17 protein-coding genes and 2 riboswitches are annotated in these 18,973 nt (G+C 63.3%); of the genes, 11 read left to right on the forward strand and 6 right to left on the reverse strand.

All coding sequences use genetic code 11. The features are described 5' to 3' along the window. Nucleotides 1-161: 161 nt before the first annotated feature. From cobM to fabF, 5 genes are all read right to left on the reverse strand, one after another. Nucleotides 162-908 (reverse strand): precorrin-4 C(11)-methyltransferase, encoded by a 747-nt coding sequence (cobM, locus tag HX824_RS29655; RefSeq protein WP_003217880.1) that lies wholly within the window; start codon nucleotides 906-908, stop codon nucleotides 162-164. Nucleotides 909-991: 83 nt separating this feature from the next. Next, complete coding sequence (locus HX824_RS29660) at nucleotides 992-1,384, reverse strand: cobalamin biosynthesis protein (protein WP_003217881.1); 393 nt, start codon at nucleotides 1,382-1,384, stop codon at nucleotides 992-994. Next, nucleotides 1,381-2,079 (reverse strand): CbtA family protein, encoded by a 699-nt coding sequence (locus HX824_RS29665; protein ID WP_177055826.1) that lies wholly within the window; start codon nucleotides 2,077-2,079, stop codon nucleotides 1,381-1,383. Before HX824_RS29665 ends, HX824_RS29660 begins: the two co-directional genes overlap by 4 nt. An 11-nt stretch (nucleotides 2,080-2,090) precedes the next feature. Then, on the reverse strand, nucleotides 2,091-2,279 hold the full coding sequence (locus HX824_RS29670; protein ID WP_003217883.1) for a CbtB-domain containing protein: 189 nt from the start codon (nucleotides 2,277-2,279) through the stop codon (nucleotides 2,091-2,093). 96 nt (nucleotides 2,280-2,375) lie between these two features. Then, a riboswitch (cobalamin riboswitch) is annotated at nucleotides 2,376-2,592 on the reverse strand. A 36-nt stretch (nucleotides 2,593-2,628) separates the two neighbouring features. Next, nucleotides 2,629-3,897, reverse strand: coding sequence for a beta-ketoacyl-ACP synthase II (fabF, locus tag HX824_RS29675; protein WP_087694357.1), 1,269 nt, complete (start codon nucleotides 3,895-3,897; stop codon nucleotides 2,629-2,631). A gap of 113 nt (nucleotides 3,898-4,010) precedes the next feature. Here fabF and HX824_RS29680 point away from each other — a divergent pair, with 113 nt between their 5' ends. The 5 genes from HX824_RS29680 to HX824_RS29700 all read left to right on the forward strand — a co-directional run bounded on the left by HX824_RS29680 (nucleotide 4,011) and on the right by HX824_RS29700 (nucleotide 11,313). Next, entirely contained in the window at nucleotides 4,011-4,529 is a 519-nt protein-coding gene (locus HX824_RS29680; protein ID WP_134326793.1) for a helix-turn-helix domain-containing protein, read from the forward strand. Continuing rightward, nucleotides 4,526-4,728, forward strand: a riboswitch (cobalamin riboswitch). Its footprint overlaps the gene before it by 4 nt. A gap of 92 nt (nucleotides 4,729-4,820) precedes the next feature. Next, nucleotides 4,821-5,882, forward strand: coding sequence for a cobalamin biosynthesis protein CobW (gene cobW / locus HX824_RS29685; RefSeq protein ID WP_177055828.1), 1,062 nt, complete (start codon nucleotides 4,821-4,823; stop codon nucleotides 5,880-5,882). A 3-nt stretch (nucleotides 5,883-5,885) separates the two neighbouring features. Further along, complete coding sequence (gene cobN / locus HX824_RS29690) at nucleotides 5,886-9,659, forward strand: cobaltochelatase subunit CobN (RefSeq protein ID WP_177055831.1); 3,774 nt, start codon at nucleotides 5,886-5,888, stop codon at nucleotides 9,657-9,659. Next, complete coding sequence (locus HX824_RS29695) at nucleotides 9,659-10,657, forward strand: ATP-binding protein (protein ID WP_008431987.1); 999 nt, start codon at nucleotides 9,659-9,661, stop codon at nucleotides 10,655-10,657. Before cobN ends, HX824_RS29695 begins: the two co-directional genes overlap by 1 nt. Before the next feature lie 53 nt (nucleotides 10,658-10,710). Further along, nucleotides 10,711-11,313: a VWA domain-containing protein gene (locus tag HX824_RS29700; protein WP_177055856.1), complete on the forward strand. Its 603-nt coding sequence runs from the start codon at nucleotides 10,711-10,713 to the stop codon at nucleotides 11,311-11,313. Here the strand turns inward: HX824_RS29700 and HX824_RS29705 are convergent. Continuing rightward, entirely contained in the window at nucleotides 11,270-12,256 is a 987-nt protein-coding gene (locus tag HX824_RS29705) for a DUF1853 family protein (protein ID WP_008431991.1), read from the reverse strand. The two genes, HX824_RS29700 and HX824_RS29705, sit on opposite strands and share 44 nt — an antisense overlap. 143 nt (nucleotides 12,257-12,399) lie before the next feature. Between HX824_RS29705 and HX824_RS29710 the strand changes: the two genes are divergently transcribed. The 6 genes from HX824_RS29710 to pepN are packed head-to-tail and all read left to right on the forward strand — an operon-like array spanning nucleotide 12,400 to nucleotide 18,907. Further along, nucleotides 12,400-13,290, forward strand: a complete 891-nt coding sequence (locus HX824_RS29710; RefSeq protein ID WP_003217892.1) for an NAD(+) kinase — start codon at nucleotides 12,400-12,402, stop codon at nucleotides 13,288-13,290. Further along, the gene (locus tag HX824_RS29715) at nucleotides 13,287-14,261 is read left to right on the forward strand and encodes a metallophosphoesterase (protein ID WP_177055854.1); all 975 of its coding nucleotides are present in this window, start codon (nucleotides 13,287-13,289) and stop codon (nucleotides 14,259-14,261) included. The genes HX824_RS29710 and HX824_RS29715 overlap by 4 nt, the downstream gene beginning before the upstream one ends. Next, complete coding sequence (locus HX824_RS29720; RefSeq protein WP_003217899.1) at nucleotides 14,258-15,133, forward strand: rhomboid family intramembrane serine protease; 876 nt, start codon at nucleotides 14,258-14,260, stop codon at nucleotides 15,131-15,133. Before HX824_RS29715 ends, HX824_RS29720 begins: the two co-directional genes overlap by 4 nt. A gap of 15 nt (nucleotides 15,134-15,148) precedes the next feature. Beyond that, nucleotides 15,149-15,409: a YeaC family protein gene (locus tag HX824_RS29725; protein WP_003217900.1), complete on the forward strand. Its 261-nt coding sequence runs from the start codon at nucleotides 15,149-15,151 to the stop codon at nucleotides 15,407-15,409. Continuing rightward, complete coding sequence (locus HX824_RS29730) at nucleotides 15,406-16,236, forward strand: DUF2797 domain-containing protein (RefSeq protein WP_003217902.1); 831 nt, start codon at nucleotides 15,406-15,408, stop codon at nucleotides 16,234-16,236. The genes HX824_RS29725 and HX824_RS29730 overlap by 4 nt, the downstream gene beginning before the upstream one ends. A gap of 13 nt (nucleotides 16,237-16,249) precedes the next feature. Next, on the forward strand, nucleotides 16,250-18,907 hold the full coding sequence (gene pepN, locus HX824_RS29735) for an aminopeptidase N (RefSeq protein ID WP_177055833.1): 2,658 nt from the start codon (nucleotides 16,250-16,252) through the stop codon (nucleotides 18,905-18,907). Nucleotides 18,908-18,973: the final 66 nt, after the last annotated feature.

Consider the following 18,973-nt stretch of genomic DNA (forward strand, 5'->3'; position numbering starts at 1 on the left):
CGGTCCAAAGCCGGAGTGAGGGCACACCGAGCCTAGGCGAGGTGCCGAGTGGTGGGGCAAGAGCGTTTTGCTTACTTTTGCGCTGTTCAAAAGTGAGCCGCTGTAAGAGCGGAACCATAAGCCGCCGTTACCTAAATAACGGATATGTACCCCATCCCCCCTCAGGGCCGATACAAATGCGCATGCCCCGCACGATACAGCGACGACTCACCAAAACTGTCACTGGCCAAAACCCGACCCACCAGAATCAACGCCGTACGCCGAAACCCCTTGGCTGCCACCTTCCCGGCAATATCCGCCAGCGTACCAATGGCCCAATCCTGATCCGGCCAGGTCGCCCGATGCACCACCGCAATCGGACAATCCTCCCCATAGTGAGGCACCAACTCAGCCACGATCTTCTCCAGATGATTCACACCCAGGTGAATCGCCATGGTCGTCCCATGCTGCGCCAGGCTACTGAACACCTCACCCTCAGGCATCGCCGTCTTATCCGCATACCGCGTCAAAATCACACTCTGCGCAATGTCCGGCAACGTCAGCTCAGCTTCCAACAACGCCGCACAAGCCGCCACCGCCGTCACCCCGGGAATGATCTGAAACCCAATCCCAAGCTCCCGCAAAAGCCGAATCTGCTCCCCAATCGCCCCGTACAAACCCGGATCCCCGGAATGCACCCGCGCCACATCCTGGCCTTTCTCATGGGCCGTCTTGATCAACCCAATGATCTGCTCCAGATGCAGCTCCGCACTGTTAACCACCAGCTCCGCCTGATGCCCCTCAAGCACCGCCGCCGGTACCAGCGAGCCGGCATAGATAATCACCGGGCAACTGCGAATCAGCCGCTGCCCCTTGACCGTGATCAATTCCGGATCGCCTGGGCCTGCGCCGATGAAAAAGACAGTCATGGATTCATTCCTGTGAAAAAAAGCACGCGAGCAGCCCTCCAGATGAAGATTGCTCATGATCAAAGCTGACGATTATCGGGAATTCAGCCGGCGCAAGCCAATGCAAAGGTGGCCTGGGCGGTTTTTTTGCGGGTGATCAGCAGGGTGGCAGGGCTTTGAGACAGCTGTTCTGCCAGGGCCAGGGCGGCACTTTCAGCAATGCCGTAGCAGCCGGTATGAGCAAAAACCGTCTCGGACTTATGGCTCAGTCGATCTTCATAGGGCGCCAATTGCTCCGCACTGAAAAATACCAACGGCAAATCCAGAACCTGAGCCAGTGCCAGCAACCCCGGCTCATCCCGCTTGCGATCAAGACTGGCCAGCGCAGTGATGCGCTGACGCTCAATGCCACCCTCGGCGAGGGCGGCGTTGAACAGTTCACGCAGGATGTCGACAGAACAACCCCGCTGACACCCCAGGCCAACCGCCAGGATCATGCCGAATACTGACCATCACGGTTACGGCGAAACAGCCAGGCACTGATCAAGCCCAGCGCCAGCCAGAAGGCAACGTTGGTCAACTGCGAGGCGATCTTGAATTGAGCTTCCAGAGCCTCCGGCGCCAGCATCGAGTGGACTTCCGGCTGTGGTGCGCCAATCACATGGGGCACAGCCAGGATCGCCACGCCCAGGATTTTCAGCAGCCAGTTACGACCGAACACGATCAGCGCGATACCGGCAGCGGTAGAGGCGGCAGTGCCGATCCACCAGATTTGCCGTTGCGCCAGGTCTGCCGCCGCAGTCCCCGGCAATTCAGGCGGCAAGCCCAGGGTCGGCGCCAACACAAAGGTGGCGTAACCGGCCAGGCCCCATAGCAGGCCTTGGACCGTACGGGTCGGTGCACGCAGGGTGTACAGGCCGGCAAGCATCAGGGCAAAACCTACGGCGACCACCAGGTTACCGCCCGTAGTCGACAGCACACGCTGCCAGCCATCTTCCGGCTCCCAGGCTTCAGCGTCGTGGGTGTGGGCCGTGGCTTCGGCATGTTCATGCACTTCGGTCGCGGCCGGGGCGTTTTCGAAGGTTTCCGCCTGCAGGATCAGCGGGGCAACCCAGAAGCTTTGCAGCAAGGTCAGCAGCAAGGCGGCCAGGAGGCCGGTGAAACCTGCGGTTTGGGCAATACGCTTGATCATGTCGGCAGGTCTCAGTGGCACGGGAACGCAGCGCTGTGGCGGGTATCGTGGGCGGCGTTGTGCACCGCTTCGATGTGCGAGAAACCGGCGAAATACACCAGGCACGCGCCGAGGATCGACGCGCCGATGGCGGCAGTCAGGCGTTGGCTCAGGGTGGCGGTGGTGCTGGCGGTAGAGGCGGTGCTGCTGATGATCGACATGGCGCGTCCCTTCAGGGTTTCAGGGTGACACGAGCGCATGAAAACCCCGCGAGCCAGGCACGCAGGGTTCTGAACAGCGCCCGCCCACCGCGGGTTTGTTATCTGATTTTTTCGGGCCGGTCTCCGGGCTTGCGAGGGGCCTGGGCCTTGAAAGCATCACCTTCCCATGCCGTAGAGGCACAGTGGTTTTGATGCTTCACTCGCTTACCGTTGCGGGGGCAGCACCGGACTCGTCACGCCCTTGAGTAAAGGAACATGACTCACCGGTTTCCCGTTTCACCCTGTGAAGGGCACCCGAAACAAGATGTGTAGGAGAGCATGGGCGGGCGATGGGCGTCAAATCGCCGGGTTATTGCCAGCGTTTGAACAGCACGCTGGCATTCACGCCGCCGAATCCAAACCCATTGGAAATCGCGTATTCAATCGGCAACGACCGAGCTTGGCCCCGGACCATATCCAGCCCATCGGCGGCGGGGTCCGGGTTATCCAGGTTGAGGGTCGCCGGGGCAATCTGGTCGCGCAGGGCGAGCACGGTGAAGATCGCCTCGATCCCGCCCGCGGCGCCCAACAGATGGCCGGTCGCCGACTTGGTGGCGCTGATCGCGACGCTGGCATTTGCACCGAACAGCGTATTGATCGCTGCCAGTTCGCCGTTGTCGCCTACGGGGGTCGACGTGGCATGGGCGTTCAAGTGCTGGATCTGTGCGGCGCTGATCCCTGCCTGCGCGATCGCCAGTTCCATTGCCCTGCGTGCACCCGAGCCATCTTCCGGGCCCGAGGTCATGTGATAGGCGTCGGCGCTGGTGCCGTAGCCCACCAGCTCTGCAATAGGCGTCGCCCCGCGAGCCAATGCATGCTCCAGTTCCTCGATCACCAACAGCCCGGCACCTTCGCCCATCACAAACCCGTCGCGGCCTTGATCGAACGGGCGGGAAGCCAATGCCGGCGTGTCGTTGTAATCGCTGGACAGCGCACGCGCCGCAGCAAAACCGCCGAGGCTGACTCGGTGGATACAGGCTTCGGCGCCGCCACACACGGCGATGTCGATTTCGCCGGCACGGATCATGCGCGCAGCATCACCAATCGCCTGTACGCCGGCGGCGCAAGCAGTGACGGGGGAGCCCAGCGGACCTTTCAGTTGATGCTGGATCGACACGTGCCCGGCCGCCATGTTGCCGAGGAATGACGGGATCGTGAACGGCGACAGGCGGCGAGGCCCTTTGCTGTCAGCCGTACGAACGGCCTCGGCAATCGCGGGAAAACCACCCACGCCGGAGGCGATGATTGTCGCGGTACGTTCCTGCTGCGATGGCGTCTGCGGACTCCAGCCTGCCTGGGCCAGGGCCTCTTGCGCGGCTGCCAGGGCAAACACGATGAACCGGTCCATCTTGCGTTGTTCCTTGGCCGGGATGACAGTGTCCGGGTCAAAGCCGGCTTCAGGGTCCTGGATGCGGTCCAACACTTGGCCGCCGATGCTGATTGCCAGGTCGCCGATCAATGCCTCGGGTAGCCTGCGAATCCCGGATTCACCGGCCAGCAGGCGCTTCCAGGTCTGTTCCACGCCGGTTGCCAGCGGTGTCACTGCACCCATGCCGGTCACAACAATTCGCTTACTCATGATCGCTTAGCTCCGCAAATTTCAGGTTGGTAGCAATGCATGGACGAAACTATCATTATGAAAGTAACATCCGATAGCTGAAATTTCCGTAGCCGCCCCACAGAGGAACTGCAATGCAACGTAAGTCGCTGGTGAATGCCGAATGCCCGGTAGCCCGTGGAGTGGAACGGGTAGGCGAGTGGTGGAGCATCCTGATCATGCGCGACGCGCTGCAAGGTTTGCGGCGTTTTGATGAGTTTTCCCAGAGCCTGGGGATCGCTCCGAACATGCTCACTCGCCGGCTCAACAGCCTGGTGGAAGCGGGGCTGCTGGAACGCCGGCAATACAGCGAGCGGCCGCCCCGTTTCGAGTACGTGCCGACGCCGGTCGGCGAGGATTTCCGGGTGGTGATCATGGCGTTCGTCGGTTGGGGCAACCGCCATTTCGCCAACGAAGGTGAAAGCCTGCAATTGGTTGACCGGGAAACCCGGCGCCCGGTGGAAGTGGCGGTGGTGGACGCCGACGGTGTGCGAGTGTCCGTCGAGCAATGCAGCGTCCAGGCCGGGCCGGCGGCGAGCGAAGGCATGCTGGAGCGCCTGGCGCTGCTTAGTGCCAAACGCTCGGACATTGACCCGTCCCCGCGCACTGCGTAGCCTTGCACCTTCGAGGTTCTTCGGCCCAGGCCGAAGCTAAGAAGGGAACGCGGTCAATGCCGCGGCTGCCCCCGCAACTGTAAAGGGTTTATCTGACTGCCACGCCACTGCCTGAACAAGGCGGGAAGGCGCAGCCAGCGCCGGCCTCACCGCCGGCAAGCCCCAAGCCAGGAGACCTGCCTCGCAACCGATTTTCTACTTCAACCGGGCGGGGTGATCCGGTGGCGAATTCTGCTTCTGCGCACCCGCGCAGGGCCACTCGTCCCGTATGCCCGCCCCAAAGGGCATCCGATGAAAACACTGGCCAAACTCCCCGTCACCATCGTTACCGGCTTCCTCGGCTCGGGCAAGACCACCTTGCTGCGCCACATGCTGGATAACGCCCAGGGGCGCCGCATCGCGGTGATCGTCAACGAGTTCGGCGAGCTGGGCATTGACGGTGAAATCCTCAAGCAATGCTCCATCGGCTGCACCATCGATGAAGCCAACGGCCGCGTCTACGAATTGGCCAATGGCTGCCTGTGCTGCACGGTCCAGGAAGAGTTCTTCCCGGTGATGCGCGAACTGGTGGCCCGTCGCGGCGACCTCGACCATATCCTCATCGAAACTTCGGGCCTGGCCCTGCCAAAACCCTTGGTCCAGGCATTCCAGTGGCCGGAAATCCGCAGCGCCTGCACCGTTGACGCAGTGATCACCGTGGTCGACAGCCCGGCCGTGGCCGCCGGTACTTTCGCCGCCTTCCCGGACCAGGTTGACGCCCAGCGCAAACTCGACCCGAACCTGGACCACGAATCGCCGCTGCACGAGCTGTTCGCCGACCAACTGGCCAGCGCCGACCTGGTGATCCTCAACAAGTCCGACCTGATCAGCCCTGAAGACCTGGCCCGTGTGCGCCTGGAAGTGGCAGAAGAACTGCCGCCGGCGGTCAAAATCATCGAAGCCAGCAGCGGTCGCCTGCCGCTGGACGTATTGATCGGCCTGGGCGCGGGCTCGGAAGAACACATCGATGGCCGCCACAGCCATCACGATCATCACCACGAAGGTGAAGACGACCACGACCACGATGCCTTCGACTCCATCTCCATCGAACTGCCCCAGGCCGACGAAAGCCTGCTGCTGGACGCCCTGACCCAACTGGTGGTCAAGCACGGCATCCTGCGGGTCAAGGGCTTCGCGGCGATCCCGAACAAGCCGATGCGCCTGCTGATCCAGGGCGTGGGCACGCGTTTCGACAAGCACTTCGACCGCGCCTGGCGCGCCGATGAGCCGCGCGCCACGCACCTGGTGCTGATCGGCCAGGAACTCGACGCCGCGTTGCTCGAAGCGCAACTGCGCGCTGCCCTCAGCGTTTAAACCATGCATCTGCTCAGGACCCAGCCCGGCGGTTTCGTTTCGGATGACAACATCGCCGACCTTGGGCAAACCCCCGCCGAGCTGGTGATCCTGTGCAGCGGTGATTCCAGCCTGGCGCTGCTGGCCGAAGCGGCCCAGCAGTTGCCCGAGGATTACCCGAGCCTGCGCCTGGCCAACCCGATGCAGGTGCAGAACCATGCTTCGGTCGACCTGTATGTGGACGAGGTGCTGCGCCACGCCAAGGTCATCCTGATTTCGCTGCACGGCGGCATCGGTTATTGGCGCTACGGTATCGAGCGCCTGGTGGAGTTGGCCGAGCGCGGCGTGCAGCTGATCCTGGTGCCGGGGGATGATCGCCCGGACCCGGAACTCAGTGGCCTCAGCACCGTGGGCGCCGAGGAACGTGACCGGCTCTGGCACTTCCTGCGCCAGGGTGGTTTGGGTAATGCGCTGGATTTCTATCGTTGCCTGGCCGCCGGCTACCTTGGCCGCGATTACGCCTGGAGCGAGCCGCAAACCCTGCCGCGCACGGCGATTTATCACCCGCATAAAGCCAATGCCCGTCTCAACGATTGGCAGGCTGACTGGCAAGCTGATTTTCCCGTGGCGGCGGTGCTGTTCTACCGCTCCCATTTGCAGGCGGCCAACACCGGCTTTATCGATGTTTTTTGCCAGCGCTTGCAGGCCGCGGGTCTCAACCCGCTGCCGATGGCGGTGGCCAGTTTGAAAGAGCCCGGCTGCCTGACCGTGGTCGAGGATTTACTGGACGAGGTGCACGCCTCGGTGATTCTGAACACCACCGGTTTTGCCCAGTCCAGCCCTGAAGCGCCGCACCTGCGGCCGTTTCGCCGCAATATCCCGGTGATCCAGGCGATTTGCGCCCAGGACAACGAGCCCGGCTGGCAGGCCAGCGAGCAAGGCCTCGGCCCCCGTGACCTGGCGATGCACATCGCGTTGCCGGAACTGGACGGGCGCATCATCAGCCGGCCCATCAGCTTCAAGGACCTGGCCTGGCGCAGCGAGCGCAGCCAGTCGGATGTGGTGTGCTATCGCGCACAGCCGGAGCGCATGGACTTTGTCGCCGAACTGGCGCGGCGCTGGGTCGAACTGGCGCGGGTGCCGAATGGCGAAAAGCGTATCGCGCTGATCCTCGCCAACTACCCGACCCGGGACGGACGTATCGGCAACGGCGTGGGTCTCGACACCCCAGCCGCCGCGCTGAATATCCTGCGGGCACTGAAAATCCAAGGTTATCCGCTGCCGGACGAGCTGCCGGAAAGCGGAACGGCACTGATCCAGGCGCTCTTGGGCGGCGTCAGCAACGACCTGGACAGCCTCGACTTGCGTCCGTGTCATCAGAGCCTGGCGCTGGATGACTACGAGGCGATGTTCAACCGCTTGCCCGAGTCCAATCGCCAGGCCGTGTTGGCACGCTGGGGTACACCTCATAGCGATCCGATGTTCCGCGACGGCCGCATGATGATCGCGGGCCTGCGTTTGGGGCTGACCTTCGTCGGCATCCAGCCGGCCCGGGGTTACCAGGTCGACGCGAGTGCGGTCTATCACGACCCGGACCTGGTGCCGCCCCACGGTTACCTGGCGTTCTACTTCTGGTTGCGCCACACCTACGGCGCCCACGGCGTGATCCACGTTGGCAAGCACGGCAACCTGGAATGGCTGCCGGGCAAGGGCGTCGGGCTTTCCGAGAACTGCTGGCCCGACGCACTACTGGGGCCGCTGCCGAATATCTACCCGTTTATCGTCAATGACCCGGGCGAGGGCGCCCAGGCCAAGCGCCGCACCCAGGCCGTGATCATCGACCACCTGATGCCGCCGCTGACCCGCGCCGAAACCTATGGGCCGCTGCGCGACCTGGAGTTGCTGGCCGACGAGTATTACGAGGCACAACTGCTCGACCCACGGCGTGCCCGCGAGCTGCAAAAGGACATCCTCAAGCTGGTGCGCGAAACCCGCATCGACCAGGAACTGGCCCTGGACGAAAACCTCGACAGCGACGCCGATGCGGCGATCTGGCTGCCGCGCCTGGACACCTACCTGTGTGACTTGAAGGAGTCGCAGATTCGCGATGGCCTGCACATTTTCGGCGAGTCACCCGAGGGCCGCTTGCGCATCGACACCTTGCTGGCGTTGTTGCGTATTCCGCGTGGCGATGGGCGCGGGCCGCAATCGAGCCTGCTGCGGGTATTGGCCAAGGCCTTCGACCTGGGCTTCGATCCGCTGGACTGCGCCCTGGCCGAGCCGTGGACGGGGCGCCGGCCAGTGGTGTTGCAGAAGATCGACACGCAGTTGTGGCGCACCGCCGGCGACACCCGTGAACGCCTGGAGCTGTATGCCGCACGCCTGATCGAGCAGGCCCTGGAAGGTGCGGTGGAACAACTTGAAGAGCCCGGCTGGGAAGACGTCAAGGCGGTGATCGAGAGCTTGCGCATCGTCGTCGCGCCACGCCTGGATGCCTGCGGCCCGGCGGAAATGCGCGGGTTGCTGGATGCCTTGAACGGGCGCTTCGTCCCGGCCGGGCCCAGCGGCGCGCCGAGCCGGGGCCGCCTGGACGTGTTGCCTACCGGTCGTAACTTTTTCTCGGTGGATGTGCGCAACCTGCCCACCACCACTGCCTGGCGCATCGGCTTCCAGTCGGCGAACCTGATCCTTGAGCGTCACCTGCAAGACCATGGCGACCACTTGCGCCAACTCGGCCTGTCGGTGTGGGGCACCGCCACCATGCGCACCGGTGGCGACGATATCGCCCAGGCCATGGCGCTGATGGGCGTGCGCCCGGTGTGGGCCACCGGCAGCCAGCGGGTGGATGACTTTGAAATCCTGCCGATCAGTCTGCTGGACCGGCCACGGGTGGATGTGACCTTGCGCGTGTCGGGCTTCTTCCGCGATGCATTCGCCAACCTGATCCGCCTGTTCGACGCGGCGGTGCAAGCCGTGGCGGCGCTGGACGAACCCGACGACCTGAACCCTCTGGCGGCCAAGGTGCGCAGTGAGCGCGAGGCCTTGCGCCTGTCGGGCCTGGACGAGGACGCGGCGGCGAAGCAGGCTGGTTGGCGGATCTTCGGTGCCAAGCCCGGTGCCTATGGTGCCGGCGTGCAGGGCGCGATTGATGGGCGCTTGTGGCAGAGCCGCGAAGACCTGGCCGAGGTTTACCTGAACTGGGGCGGCTACGCCTATGGCGGCTCCGACGAAGGCACCGCCGCCCGCGAACAGTTTGCCCAGCGTTTGAGCCAGGTGCAGGCGGTGTTGCAGAACCAGGACAACCGCGAGCATGACCTGCTCGACTCCAATGATTACTACCAATTCCAGGGCGGCATGCTCGCCGCCGTGGAAACCCTGAGCGGCGACAAGGCTGCCAGCTATCATGGTGACCACAGTCAGCCGGACCTGCCGAAGATCCGCACGTTGAAGGAAGAGTTGAACCGGGTGATTCGTGCCCGTGCGGCCAACCCGAAGTGGATCGAAGGGGTGAAGCGCCACGGCTACAAAGGCGCGTTCGAGATGGCGGCCACCGTGGATAATCTGTTCGCGTTCGACGCTACGACGGCGTTGATCGACGATCATCAATATGCATTGCTGGCGGATGCCTACTTGCTGGACCCGGACACCCGCGCCTTTGTGCAGCAGCACAACCCGGATGCCCTGCGGGATATGACCGAACGCATGCTCGAAGCCCAGCAACGCGGCATGTGGCAGGAGCCTGGGGCGTACCGCGAGGCGTTGGAAAACCTGTTGTTGGATATAGAAGAAGGCAGTTGATGACCGACATTCCACATTTCCCGCTGTCCGCCGTGGTCGGCGCCGACGACCTGAAACTGGCCCTGTGCCTGACCGCCATCGACCCGAAGATCGGTGGCGTGCTGATTGAAGGCCCGCGCGGCATGGCCAAGTCCACCCTGGCCCGTGGCCTGGCGGACCTGCTCGCCAGCGGCCAGTTCGTCACGCTGCCGTTGGGCGCCACCGAAGAGCGGCTGGTGGGCACACTCGATCTGGACGCGGCACTCAGTGAGGGCCGCGCACAGTTTTCCCCCGGCGTGCTGGCCAAGGCCGACGGCGGCGTGCTCTATGTCGATGAAGTCAACCTGCTGCCCGACCACCTGGTGGACCTGCTGCTGGACGTGGCCGCCAGCGGCACCAACCTGATCGAGCGCGACGGGATTTCCCACCGGCATTCGGCGCGTTTTGTACTGATCGGCACCATGAACCCGGAAGAGGGCGAGCTGCGCCCGCAATTGCTCGACCGGTTTGGTTTCAACGTGGCGCTGAGCGGGCACACCCAGCCGGCCGAACGCGGGCAGATCATCCGTCGCCGCCTGGATTTCGACAGCGACCCTCAGGGTTTCTGCGGGCAATGGGCCGACCGGCAGGCCGCGTTGCGTGAGCGCTGCACCCGGGCCCGCGCATTGCTGGATAGCATCCCGTTGGATGACCAGGCGCTGGCGCAGATTACCGAGCGCTGCTTTGCCGCTGGGGTCGATGGCTTGCGCGCCGACCTGGTCTGGCTGCGTGGCGCACGTGCCCATGCGGCCTGGCGGGGCGCGACGGCTATCAGCGAAGAAGATATTGAAGCGGTCGCGGAATTTGCCCTGCGCCATCGTCGTCAGGAGCAATCCCCGCCTGCAACGCCGCCCGCTGGCGGTCAATCACCCAAGCCCAATGATGCACCTGAAGGCCAGGGCCAATGGGGCGACATGCCCGCACCCGCCTTGCCGATAGGTGCTCGCCGTGATGTGCCCACCTGGCCAAAAAAGCCCTAGGCATTCGCCCCAAACCTGACGCGGGGGCGGATGCACGGCCCAAGGCGGGTCGACTGAACAAGGGCCGGCGAGGCCAGGCGCGCAGCGCGGCCGAAGGTTCGATCAACTGGCCGGGTACCTTGCTCGGCGGGCGGCCGCAACGCCGCGAAGATTTGCTGTATCAACTGCGTAGCCGTACGCCCCATGAACTGTGGCTGGTGATTGTCGATGCTTCGGCGTCCACCCGGCGGCATCAGGCGCTTAGCGATGCCAAGGGATTACTGGCCCAACTGTTCGACGATGCCTATCGACAGCGGGCGCGCATGGCGTTGCTCACCGCGAGCGGGCAATCGCCAAAGTGGCAGGTGCAGGGATTAAAGGCGGCAAAAGGGCTGGGTCATTGGCTTGATGGCCTCGGCGCAGGCGGTGGCACGCCATTGTTGGCAGCGCTGAACGAAGCGGGGCACTGGTTGGCGGCTCGTCGCAAGCGTTACCCGGTGGAGCGGCAGCGGTTGCTGGTGATCACCGATGGGCGGCTGAAGGATGTGGCGGGTTTGCCGCCGCTGGACTGCCCGGGTTTGCTGGTGGACATCGAGCGCGGCCCGATTCGGTTGGGCCGTTCAAAGCAGCTGGCTATGGGGTTACAGATTGACTATCGGCATATCGATAACCTGTAAGCGCCGGCACGTTCGGCCAAAGATCCGCCACCAGAAACAACCGTTCGGCTTCTTCCCATTCGCCTTCGCTGTTTTCCACCAGGCGCACCAGCAACTGCGCGGGCGCCATGGGGTCCAGTTCGGTTAGCCAGTGCTGCATCCGGGCCGCGTCCCAGGCTTCGTCCGCCGGGTAGTGCGCCGGCGCCAGCCATGCGTGGCGGGGCAGCGGTTGCCAGCGTCCTGCCGGGCTTTGCTCGATAAACCTCGACCAATCGCGCTGATGCAGCCAGCGGCCATTCAGGTGTTGGGGATGCGCGCCCTGGGGGGCCTGCGCCATGCCCGGCCATGGGTAGAGCAGATACCCGCCCAGCCACAGATGGGCATCAAAAGCCTGGATATCCAGCGCGGCCAGGACCTCGCGGCTCTCCGGCCGGGCGGAAATCGGCAGTTGGTGCTGGGCCAGGTGGGCCAGCTTGCGGTCGAGCCGGTCATGACAGCCGGGGCCGAGCCATTGCGCGGTGTCCCGGCCATTACCGTCCTGGGGCCCGAGGTAGAGTTTGATCGCCAGTTCCAGATGATGCACACCGTCACGGTCGCGCAGCAGCATGTCCAGTTCGCCCAGGGTATGCCCGGCCTGGCGGATCGGCAGGTTGGCCGCCAGCAGTTCCACGCCCGGCGCATGCTGCACGGCGAATTGCCACAGCCGTTCGTAATACAACCCCAGCCGGCGGGTGCGTGCCTGGCTCAGCCAATGCAGCAAGGCACTGCTGTCCTGGTCCAGCTGGCGCAGCCACTGCTCCAGCAAATGCGGGGCCTGCACCCAGTCGCTGCCGGTCAGCGGGTGGCGTTGTGGCCACGGCGTTTGCGCGAGCATCGGCGGGGCGAGCATCACCCACGCGAGATCGCGCACCTCGGGGTGACGCAGTTGGCGGGGCAGGTGCTGCAAATCAGGGAACAGAGTCATGGTCCGAGCATAGCCTTTTACAGCCGGGAAGGGGGCTGAGAACCGTTGTCGTCTGGGGTTTGCGGCGACAAAGGATTTTGTGTAACGCCGGCTTTCGCCCATAATCGTTCTTTTTTGCAGAACCCGAACCCCGCAGGAGCCCCATGGAGCAATTTCGCAATATCGGCATTATCGGTCGCCTGGGCAGTACCCAGGTGCTGGACACCGTCCGCCGACTGAAAAAGTTTCTGCTCGAGCGCCACCTGCACGTGATCCTCGAAGACACCATCGCTGAAATCCTCCCGGGCCATGGCCTGCAGACCTCGTCGCGCAAGATGCTCGGTGAAGTCTGCGACATGGTGATCGTGGTAGGCGGCGACGGCAGCCTGCTGGGCGCCGCCCGGGCGCTGGCGCGGCATAACGTGCCGGTGCTGGGGATCAACCGCGGAAGCCTGGGGTTCCTCACCGATATTCGCCCCGACGAGCTGGAAGTCGAAGTGGCCAAGGTGCTGGACGGCCATTACCTGGTGGAAAACCGCTTCCTGCTGCAAGCCGAAGTGCGCCGCCACGGCGAAGCCATCGGCCAGGGCGACGCCCTCAACGATGTGGTGCTGCACCCCGGCAAGTCGACGCGGATGATCGAATTCGAGTTGTACATCGACGGCCAGTTCGTGTGCAGCCAGAAGGCCGACGGCCTGATCGTCGCCACGCCGACCGGGTCCACGGCCTACGCGCTGTCGGCCGGTGGGCCGATCATGCATCCCAAGCTGGATGCCATTGTGATCGTGCCGATGTATCCCCATATGTTGTCCAGCAGGCCTATCGTGGTCGATGGCAACAGTGAGCTGAAAATCGTGGTGTCAAAAGACATGCAGATCTACCCGCAAGTCTCCTGCGACGGGCAGAACCATTTCACCTGCGCCCCCGGTGACACCATCACCGTGAGCAAAAAGGCACAGAAGTTGCGGTTGATCCACCCGCTGGACCACAACTACTACGAAGTGTGCCGGACCAAGCTGGGCTGGGGCAGCCGCTTGGGGGGTGGAGGCGACTGATGCTCGATCCCGCGCGTAGCTACGACCTGATTGGTGACGTGCACGGTTGCGCTCATACCCTTGAGCACTTGCTCGACCGGTTGGGTTACCACAAGCAGGGCGGTACCTGGCGCCATCCGTCGCGAATGGCCGTGTTCCTCGGCGATATCATCGACCGTGGCCCGCGCATTCGCGAGGCGCTGCATATCGTCCACGACATGACCGAGGCCGGCCAGGCACTGTGCATCATGGGCAACCATGAGTTCAACGCGCTGGGCTGGAGCACGCCCGCCGCCCCAGGCAGCGGCAAGCAGTTTGTGCGCGAGCACACGCCACGCCACGCGCGGTTGATCCACGAGACCCTGACCCAGTTCGAACAGCACCCGGCAGACTGGCACGATTTCCTCGGCTGGTTCTATGACATGCCGCTGTTTGTCGACGCCGGGCGATTCCGCGTAGTGCACGCTTGCTGGGACAACGGCTTTATCGAGCCCCTGCGCGCGCATTTCCCGGATGGCTGCATCGACGAACACTTCCTGCAAGCCGCCGCCGTGCCCGGCAGTTTCGCCAGCAATGCCTTCGACCGCCTGTTGCGCGGTACCGACATGCGCCTGCCGGACGGCCTGACCCTGACCGGCGGCGACGGCCTGACGCGTTCGTTCTTCCGCACCAAGTTCTGGGAAGAAGACCCGAAAACCTACGGCGACATCGTGTTCCAGCCCGATGCGCTGCCGGAACCTGTGGCCGCCACGCCGCTGTCGTCCACTGAAAAGAATTCCCTGCTGCGCTACGGCGTCGACGAGCCATTGCTGTTCGTCGGCCACTACTGGCGCAGCGGCAAACCGGCGCCGATCCGCCCGAACCTGGCCTGCCTGGACTACAGCGCGGTGCTGTACGGCAAGCTGGTGGCGTACCGGCTGGATCAGGAAACCCGCCTGGACCCGCGTAAATTTGTTTGGGTCGATGTCGAGCGCCCTGAGGTTATTTCATGAGTACCGTTGCTGTATTACGCCTGCCGCTGGCGGTGGATTTGAGTGGTTTCGTCAAGCTTCTGCAACGCATGCAAGTGCCCCATCGCGTCAGCGAAGAAGCCGGGGAGCAGGTGCTGTGGGTGCCTGATTCCATCAGTGAAGACGTGAAGGTCCTGTACCAGCGCTTTCCGGCCGGTGACCCGGACCAGCAACTGGACATTCCCGAGCAGGCGACGTCGACCAGGCGTCCCGGGTTTGCCCAGCAGCTTCGCCACAGCCCGGTGACCGCGTTGGTGTTGCTGCTGAGCATCATCGTCGGCGCCGTTACGTTGCTGGGGGATAACCTGCAAGCCATGAGCTGGCTGACGTTCCTGCCGTTCAGCGTGGCAGGCGAGTACATCCGTTTCACGCCATTGACCGACAGCCTGGCGTCGGGACAGTGGTGGCGCCTCGTCACGCCGATGTTGATCCACTTCGGCATCCTGCACCTGGCCATGAACGGCATGTGGTACTGGGAGCTGGGGCGACGCATCGAGTTGCGCCAGGGCAGCATCAACCTGCTGGGCCTGACGCTGCTGTTCAGCCTGGTGTCGAACTACGCTCAATACTATTTTGGTGGTCCCGGCCTGTTTGGCGGGTTGTCCGGCGTGCTGTATGGCTTGCTCGGGCATTGCTGGATCTATCAGTGGGTGTCGCCGAATCCGATGTATCGCCTGCCTCGCGGGGTGTTGGTGATGATGCTGGTGTGGCTGGTGCTGTGCCTGTCGGGCCTGGTCTCGATGATCGGCTTCGGCGAAATCGCCAACGCGGCCCACGTGGGTGGCCTGGTGATGGGTTGCCTGACCGGTTTGTTGGGTGGCTTGTACAGCCGCCGCAAAATGTCTCCTATTTAGTTAAGGAAGAGTCTTATGTCCTCTTTTGTCGAAATGATCGAAAACATCACCCCGGACATCTACGAGAGCCTCAAGCTCGCCGTGGAAATCGGCAAATGGTCCGATGGCCGCAAGCTCACCGCCGAGCAGCGTGAACTGTCGTTGCAGGCGGTGATCGCCTGGGAACTGCAGAACCTGCCGGAAGACCAGCGCACCGGCTACATGGGCCCGCAGGAATGCGCCTCGAAGTCGGCGCCGGTGCCGAACATCCTGTTCAAGTCGGATGCCATCCATTGATTGAGATTGGCCGTGGTGCAGTCAGCAAGATGTCGGCGCAGCTGGGTGAGCCGACCGTTCAATACGCGTTTCGCCTGGGCGACACCGAGGTGCCGGTCAATCCATTGATCGGCACTACCGTGCGCCTGGAATACCTCGGTGCGATCCATTGCACCCATTGCGGTCGCAAGACCAAGACCAGTTTCAGCCAGGGTTACTGCTACCCGTGCATGACCAAACTGGCCCAGTGCGACCTGTGCATCATGAGCCCCGAGCGCTGCCATTACGACGCCGGCACCTGCCGCGATCCGGCCTGGGGTGAAAAATTCTGCATGACCGACCACGTGGTGTACCTGGCGAACTCGTCGGGGATCAAGGTCGGCATCACCCGCGCCAGCCAGCTGCCGACCCGCTGGCTCGACCAGGGCGCCAGCCAGGCGCTGCCGATCATGCGCGTTGCCACGCGCCAGCAGTCGGGCTTCGTCGAAGACCTGTTCCGCAGCCAGGTGGCCGACAAGACCAACTGGCGCGCGCTGCTCAAGGGCGATGCCCAGGCCGTCGACCTTGCGCAGGTGCGCGACGAACTGTTCGCCAGCTGTGCCGAAGGCATGCTCGGTTTGCAGGAACGCTTTGGCCTGCAGGCCATCCAACCGGTGACCGACATCGAACCGATCGAAATCCGCTACCCGATCGAGCAGTATCCGACCAAGATCGTCAGCTTCAACCTGGACAAGAACCCGATTGCCGAAGGCACGCTGATGGGGATCAAGGGCCAATACCTGATCTTCGATACCGGCGTGATCAATATTCGTAAATACACGGCCTACCAGCTCGCCGTGCATCAGTAGAAGGACGACAGACATGCGCACCGAACAGCCGAAGATGATTTACCTGAAGGACTATCAGGCGCCGGATTACCTGATCGACGAGACGCACCTGACCTTCGAGTTGTTCGAGGACCATAGCCTGGTCCACGCGCAGCTGGTGATGCGCCGCAACCCCGAGCGCGGCGCCGGCTTGCCGCCGCTGGTGCTGGACGGGCAGCAGCTGGAGCTGCTGTCGGTGAACCTGGCCGACCAGGAACTGACCGACGCCGACTACCAGTTGAGCGACAGCCACCTGACCGTGCACCCCACCAGCGCGACCTTCACCCTCGACACCACGGTGAAGATCCACCCGGAAACCAATACCGCCCTGGAAGGCCTGTACAAATCCGGCGGCATGTTCTGCACCCAGTGCGAGGCCGAGGGTTTCCGCAAGATCACCTATTACCTCGACCGTCCGGACGTGATGAGCGTGTTCACCACCACGGTGATCGCCGAGCAACACAGCTACCCGGTGTTGCTGTCCAACGGCAACCCGATTGCTTCCGGCCCTGGCGAAGACGGCCGGCACTGGGCGACCTGGGAAGATCCGTTCAAGAAGCCGGCGTACCTGTTTGCACTGGTGGCCGGTGATTTGTGGTGTGTCGAAGACACCTTCACCACCATGACCGAGCGCACCGTGGCGCTGCGTATCTATGTCGAGCCGGAAAACATCGACAAGTGCCAGCACGCCATGAACAGCCTGAAGAAATCCATGCGCTGGGACGAGGAAGTCTATGGCCGTGAGTACGACCTCGACATCTTCATGATCGTCGCGGTCAACGACTTCAACATGGGCGCCATGGAAAACAAGGGCCTCAACATCTTCAACTCCAGCGCCGTGCTGGCTCGTGCCGAAACCGCCACCGACGCCGCGCACCAGCGAGTCGAGGCGATCGTTGCCCACGAATACTTCCACAACTGGTCGGGCAACCGCGTGACTTGCCGCGACTGGTTCCAGCTGTCGCTGAAGGAAGGCTTCACGGTGTTCCGTGATTCGCAGTTCTCTGCCGACATGAACTCGGCCACCGTCAAGCGCATCCAGGACGTGGCTTATCTGCGCACTCACCAGTTCGCCGAAGATGCCGGTCCCATGGCCCACGCCGTGCGTCCGGACGGCTTTATCGAGATCTCCAACTTCTACACCCTGACCGTGTACGAAAAGGGCTCGGAAGTCGTCCGTATGATCCAAACCTTGCTCGGCGCCGAAGGGTTCCGCAAAGGCAGCGACCTGTACTTCGAACGCCACGACGGCCAGGCTGTGACCTGCGATGACTTCATCAAGGCCATGGAAGACGCCAACGGCGCTGACCTGACCCAGTTCAAGCGCTGGTACAGCCAGGCCGGTACGCCACGTCTGGCGGTGAGCGAGTCCTACGACGCGGTGGCTAAAACCTACAGCCTGACCTTCCGTCAAAGCTGCCCGGAAACCCCGGACAAGGTGGAAAAACTGCCGTTCGTGATTCCGGTTGAGCTGGGCCTGCTGGACGGGAAGGGCGCGGGCATCGCCTTGCGCCTGGCCGGTGAAACCGCTGCCGGCGCCACGTCCCGCGTGATCTCGGTGACCGAAGCCGAACAGACCTTCACCTTTGTCGACATCGCCGAGCACCCGCTGCCGTCGCTGCTGCGTGGCTTCTCGGCGCCGGTGAAGCTGAGCTTCCCGTATAACCGCGACCAACTGATGTTCCTGATGCAGCACGACAGCGATGGCTTCAATCGCTGGGACGCCGGCCAGCAGCTGTCGGTGCAGGTGTTGCAGGAGCTGATCGCCCAACATCAGCAGGGCAAGGCGCTGGTGCTGGATCAACGCCTGATCACTGCACTGCGCAGCGTATTGAGCGACGAAAGCCTGGACCAGGCGATGGTCGCCGAGATGCTCTCGCTGCCGAGCGAAGCCTACCTGACCGAAATCAGCGAGGTGGCGGATGTCGACGCCATCCACGCGGCCCGCGAGTTTGCTCGCAAGCAGTTGGCCGACAACCTGTTCGAGGGCCTGTGGCTGCGTTACCAGGCCAATCGCGACCTGTCGAAGAAAACCCCGTACGTGGCCGAGGCGGAACACTTTGCCCGTCGCGCCTTGCAGAACATTGCGCTGTCGTACCTGATGCTCAGCGGCAAGCCAGAAGTGCTGGCGGCGACCCTTGAACAGTTCGACGCGTGCGACAACATGACCGAGCGCCTGACGGCCCTGGCTGTGCTGGTCAACTCGCCGTTCGAAGAAGAGAAAGCCAAGGCGCTGGCGGTGTTTGCCGAGAACTTCAAGGACAACCCGCTGGTCATGGACCAGTGGTTCAGCGTGCAGGCGGGCAATGGTTTGCCGGGCGCGCTGGAGCGGGTCAAGACGTTGATGCAGCACCCTGCGTTCAACATCAAGAACCCGAACAAGGTGCGGGCACTGGTGGGCGCGTTTGCCGGGCAGAACCTGATCAACTTCCACGCGGCGGATGGTTCGGGCTATCGGTTCCTGGCGGACCTGGTGATCCAGTTGAATGGCTTCAACCCCCAGATTGCTTCGCGGCAATTGGCGCCGTTGACCCGCTGGCGCAAGTACGACAGCGCGCGGCAGGCGCTGATGAAAGGCGAGCTGGAGCGGATTCGCGCTTCGGGCGAGCTGTCCAGCGATGTGTTTGAAGTGGTGAGCAAAAGCCTCGCTTAACTGAGGCTGAGTACTGCATCTGTGGCGAGGGAGCTTGCTCCCGCTGGAGTGCGCAGCGCTCCCAAG

Source organism: Pseudomonas sp. D4002 (genome assembly GCF_013385665.1).
In the GTDB taxonomy this organism is placed as follows: domain Bacteria; phylum Pseudomonadota; class Gammaproteobacteria; order Pseudomonadales; family Pseudomonadaceae; genus Aquipseudomonas.

Bases quoted from the DNA above. Each gene is read 5' to 3' on its own strand.
- pepN (WP_177055833.1), top strand. From the start codon at position 16,250: ATGCGCACCGAACAGCCGAAGATGATTTACCTGAAGGACTATCAGGCG.
- HX824_RS29665 (WP_177055826.1), bottom strand. From the start codon at position 2,079: ATGATCAAGCGTATTGCCCAAACCGCAGGTTTCACCGGCCTCCTGGCC.
- HX824_RS29705 (WP_008431991.1), bottom strand. From the start codon at position 12,256: ATGACTCTGTTCCCTGATTTGCAGCACCTGCCCCGCCAACTGCGTCAC.
- HX824_RS29670 (WP_003217883.1), bottom strand. From the start codon at position 2,279: ATGTCGATCATCAGCAGCACCGCCTCTACCGCCAGCACCACCGCCACC.
- HX824_RS29695 (WP_008431987.1), top strand. From the start codon at position 9,659: ATGACCGACATTCCACATTTCCCGCTGTCCGCCGTGGTCGGCGCCGAC.
- HX824_RS29725 (WP_003217900.1), top strand. From the start codon at position 15,149: ATGTCCTCTTTTGTCGAAATGATCGAAAACATCACCCCGGACATCTAC.
- HX824_RS29720 (WP_003217899.1), top strand. From the start codon at position 14,258: ATGAGTACCGTTGCTGTATTACGCCTGCCGCTGGCGGTGGATTTGAGT.
- cobM (WP_003217880.1), bottom strand. From the start codon at position 908: ATGACTGTCTTTTTCATCGGCGCAGGCCCAGGCGATCCGGAATTGATC.
- HX824_RS29680 (WP_134326793.1), top strand. From the start codon at position 4,011: ATGCAACGTAAGTCGCTGGTGAATGCCGAATGCCCGGTAGCCCGTGGA.
- cobW (WP_177055828.1), top strand. From the start codon at position 4,821: ATGAAAACACTGGCCAAACTCCCCGTCACCATCGTTACCGGCTTCCTC.
- cobN (WP_177055831.1), top strand. From the start codon at position 5,886: ATGCATCTGCTCAGGACCCAGCCCGGCGGTTTCGTTTCGGATGACAAC.
- fabF (WP_087694357.1), bottom strand. From the start codon at position 3,897: ATGAGTAAGCGAATTGTTGTGACCGGCATGGGTGCAGTGACACCGCTG.
- HX824_RS29660 (WP_003217881.1), bottom strand. From the start codon at position 1,384: ATGATCCTGGCGGTTGGCCTGGGGTGTCAGCGGGGTTGTTCTGTCGAC.
- HX824_RS29710 (WP_003217892.1), top strand. From the start codon at position 12,400: ATGGAGCAATTTCGCAATATCGGCATTATCGGTCGCCTGGGCAGTACC.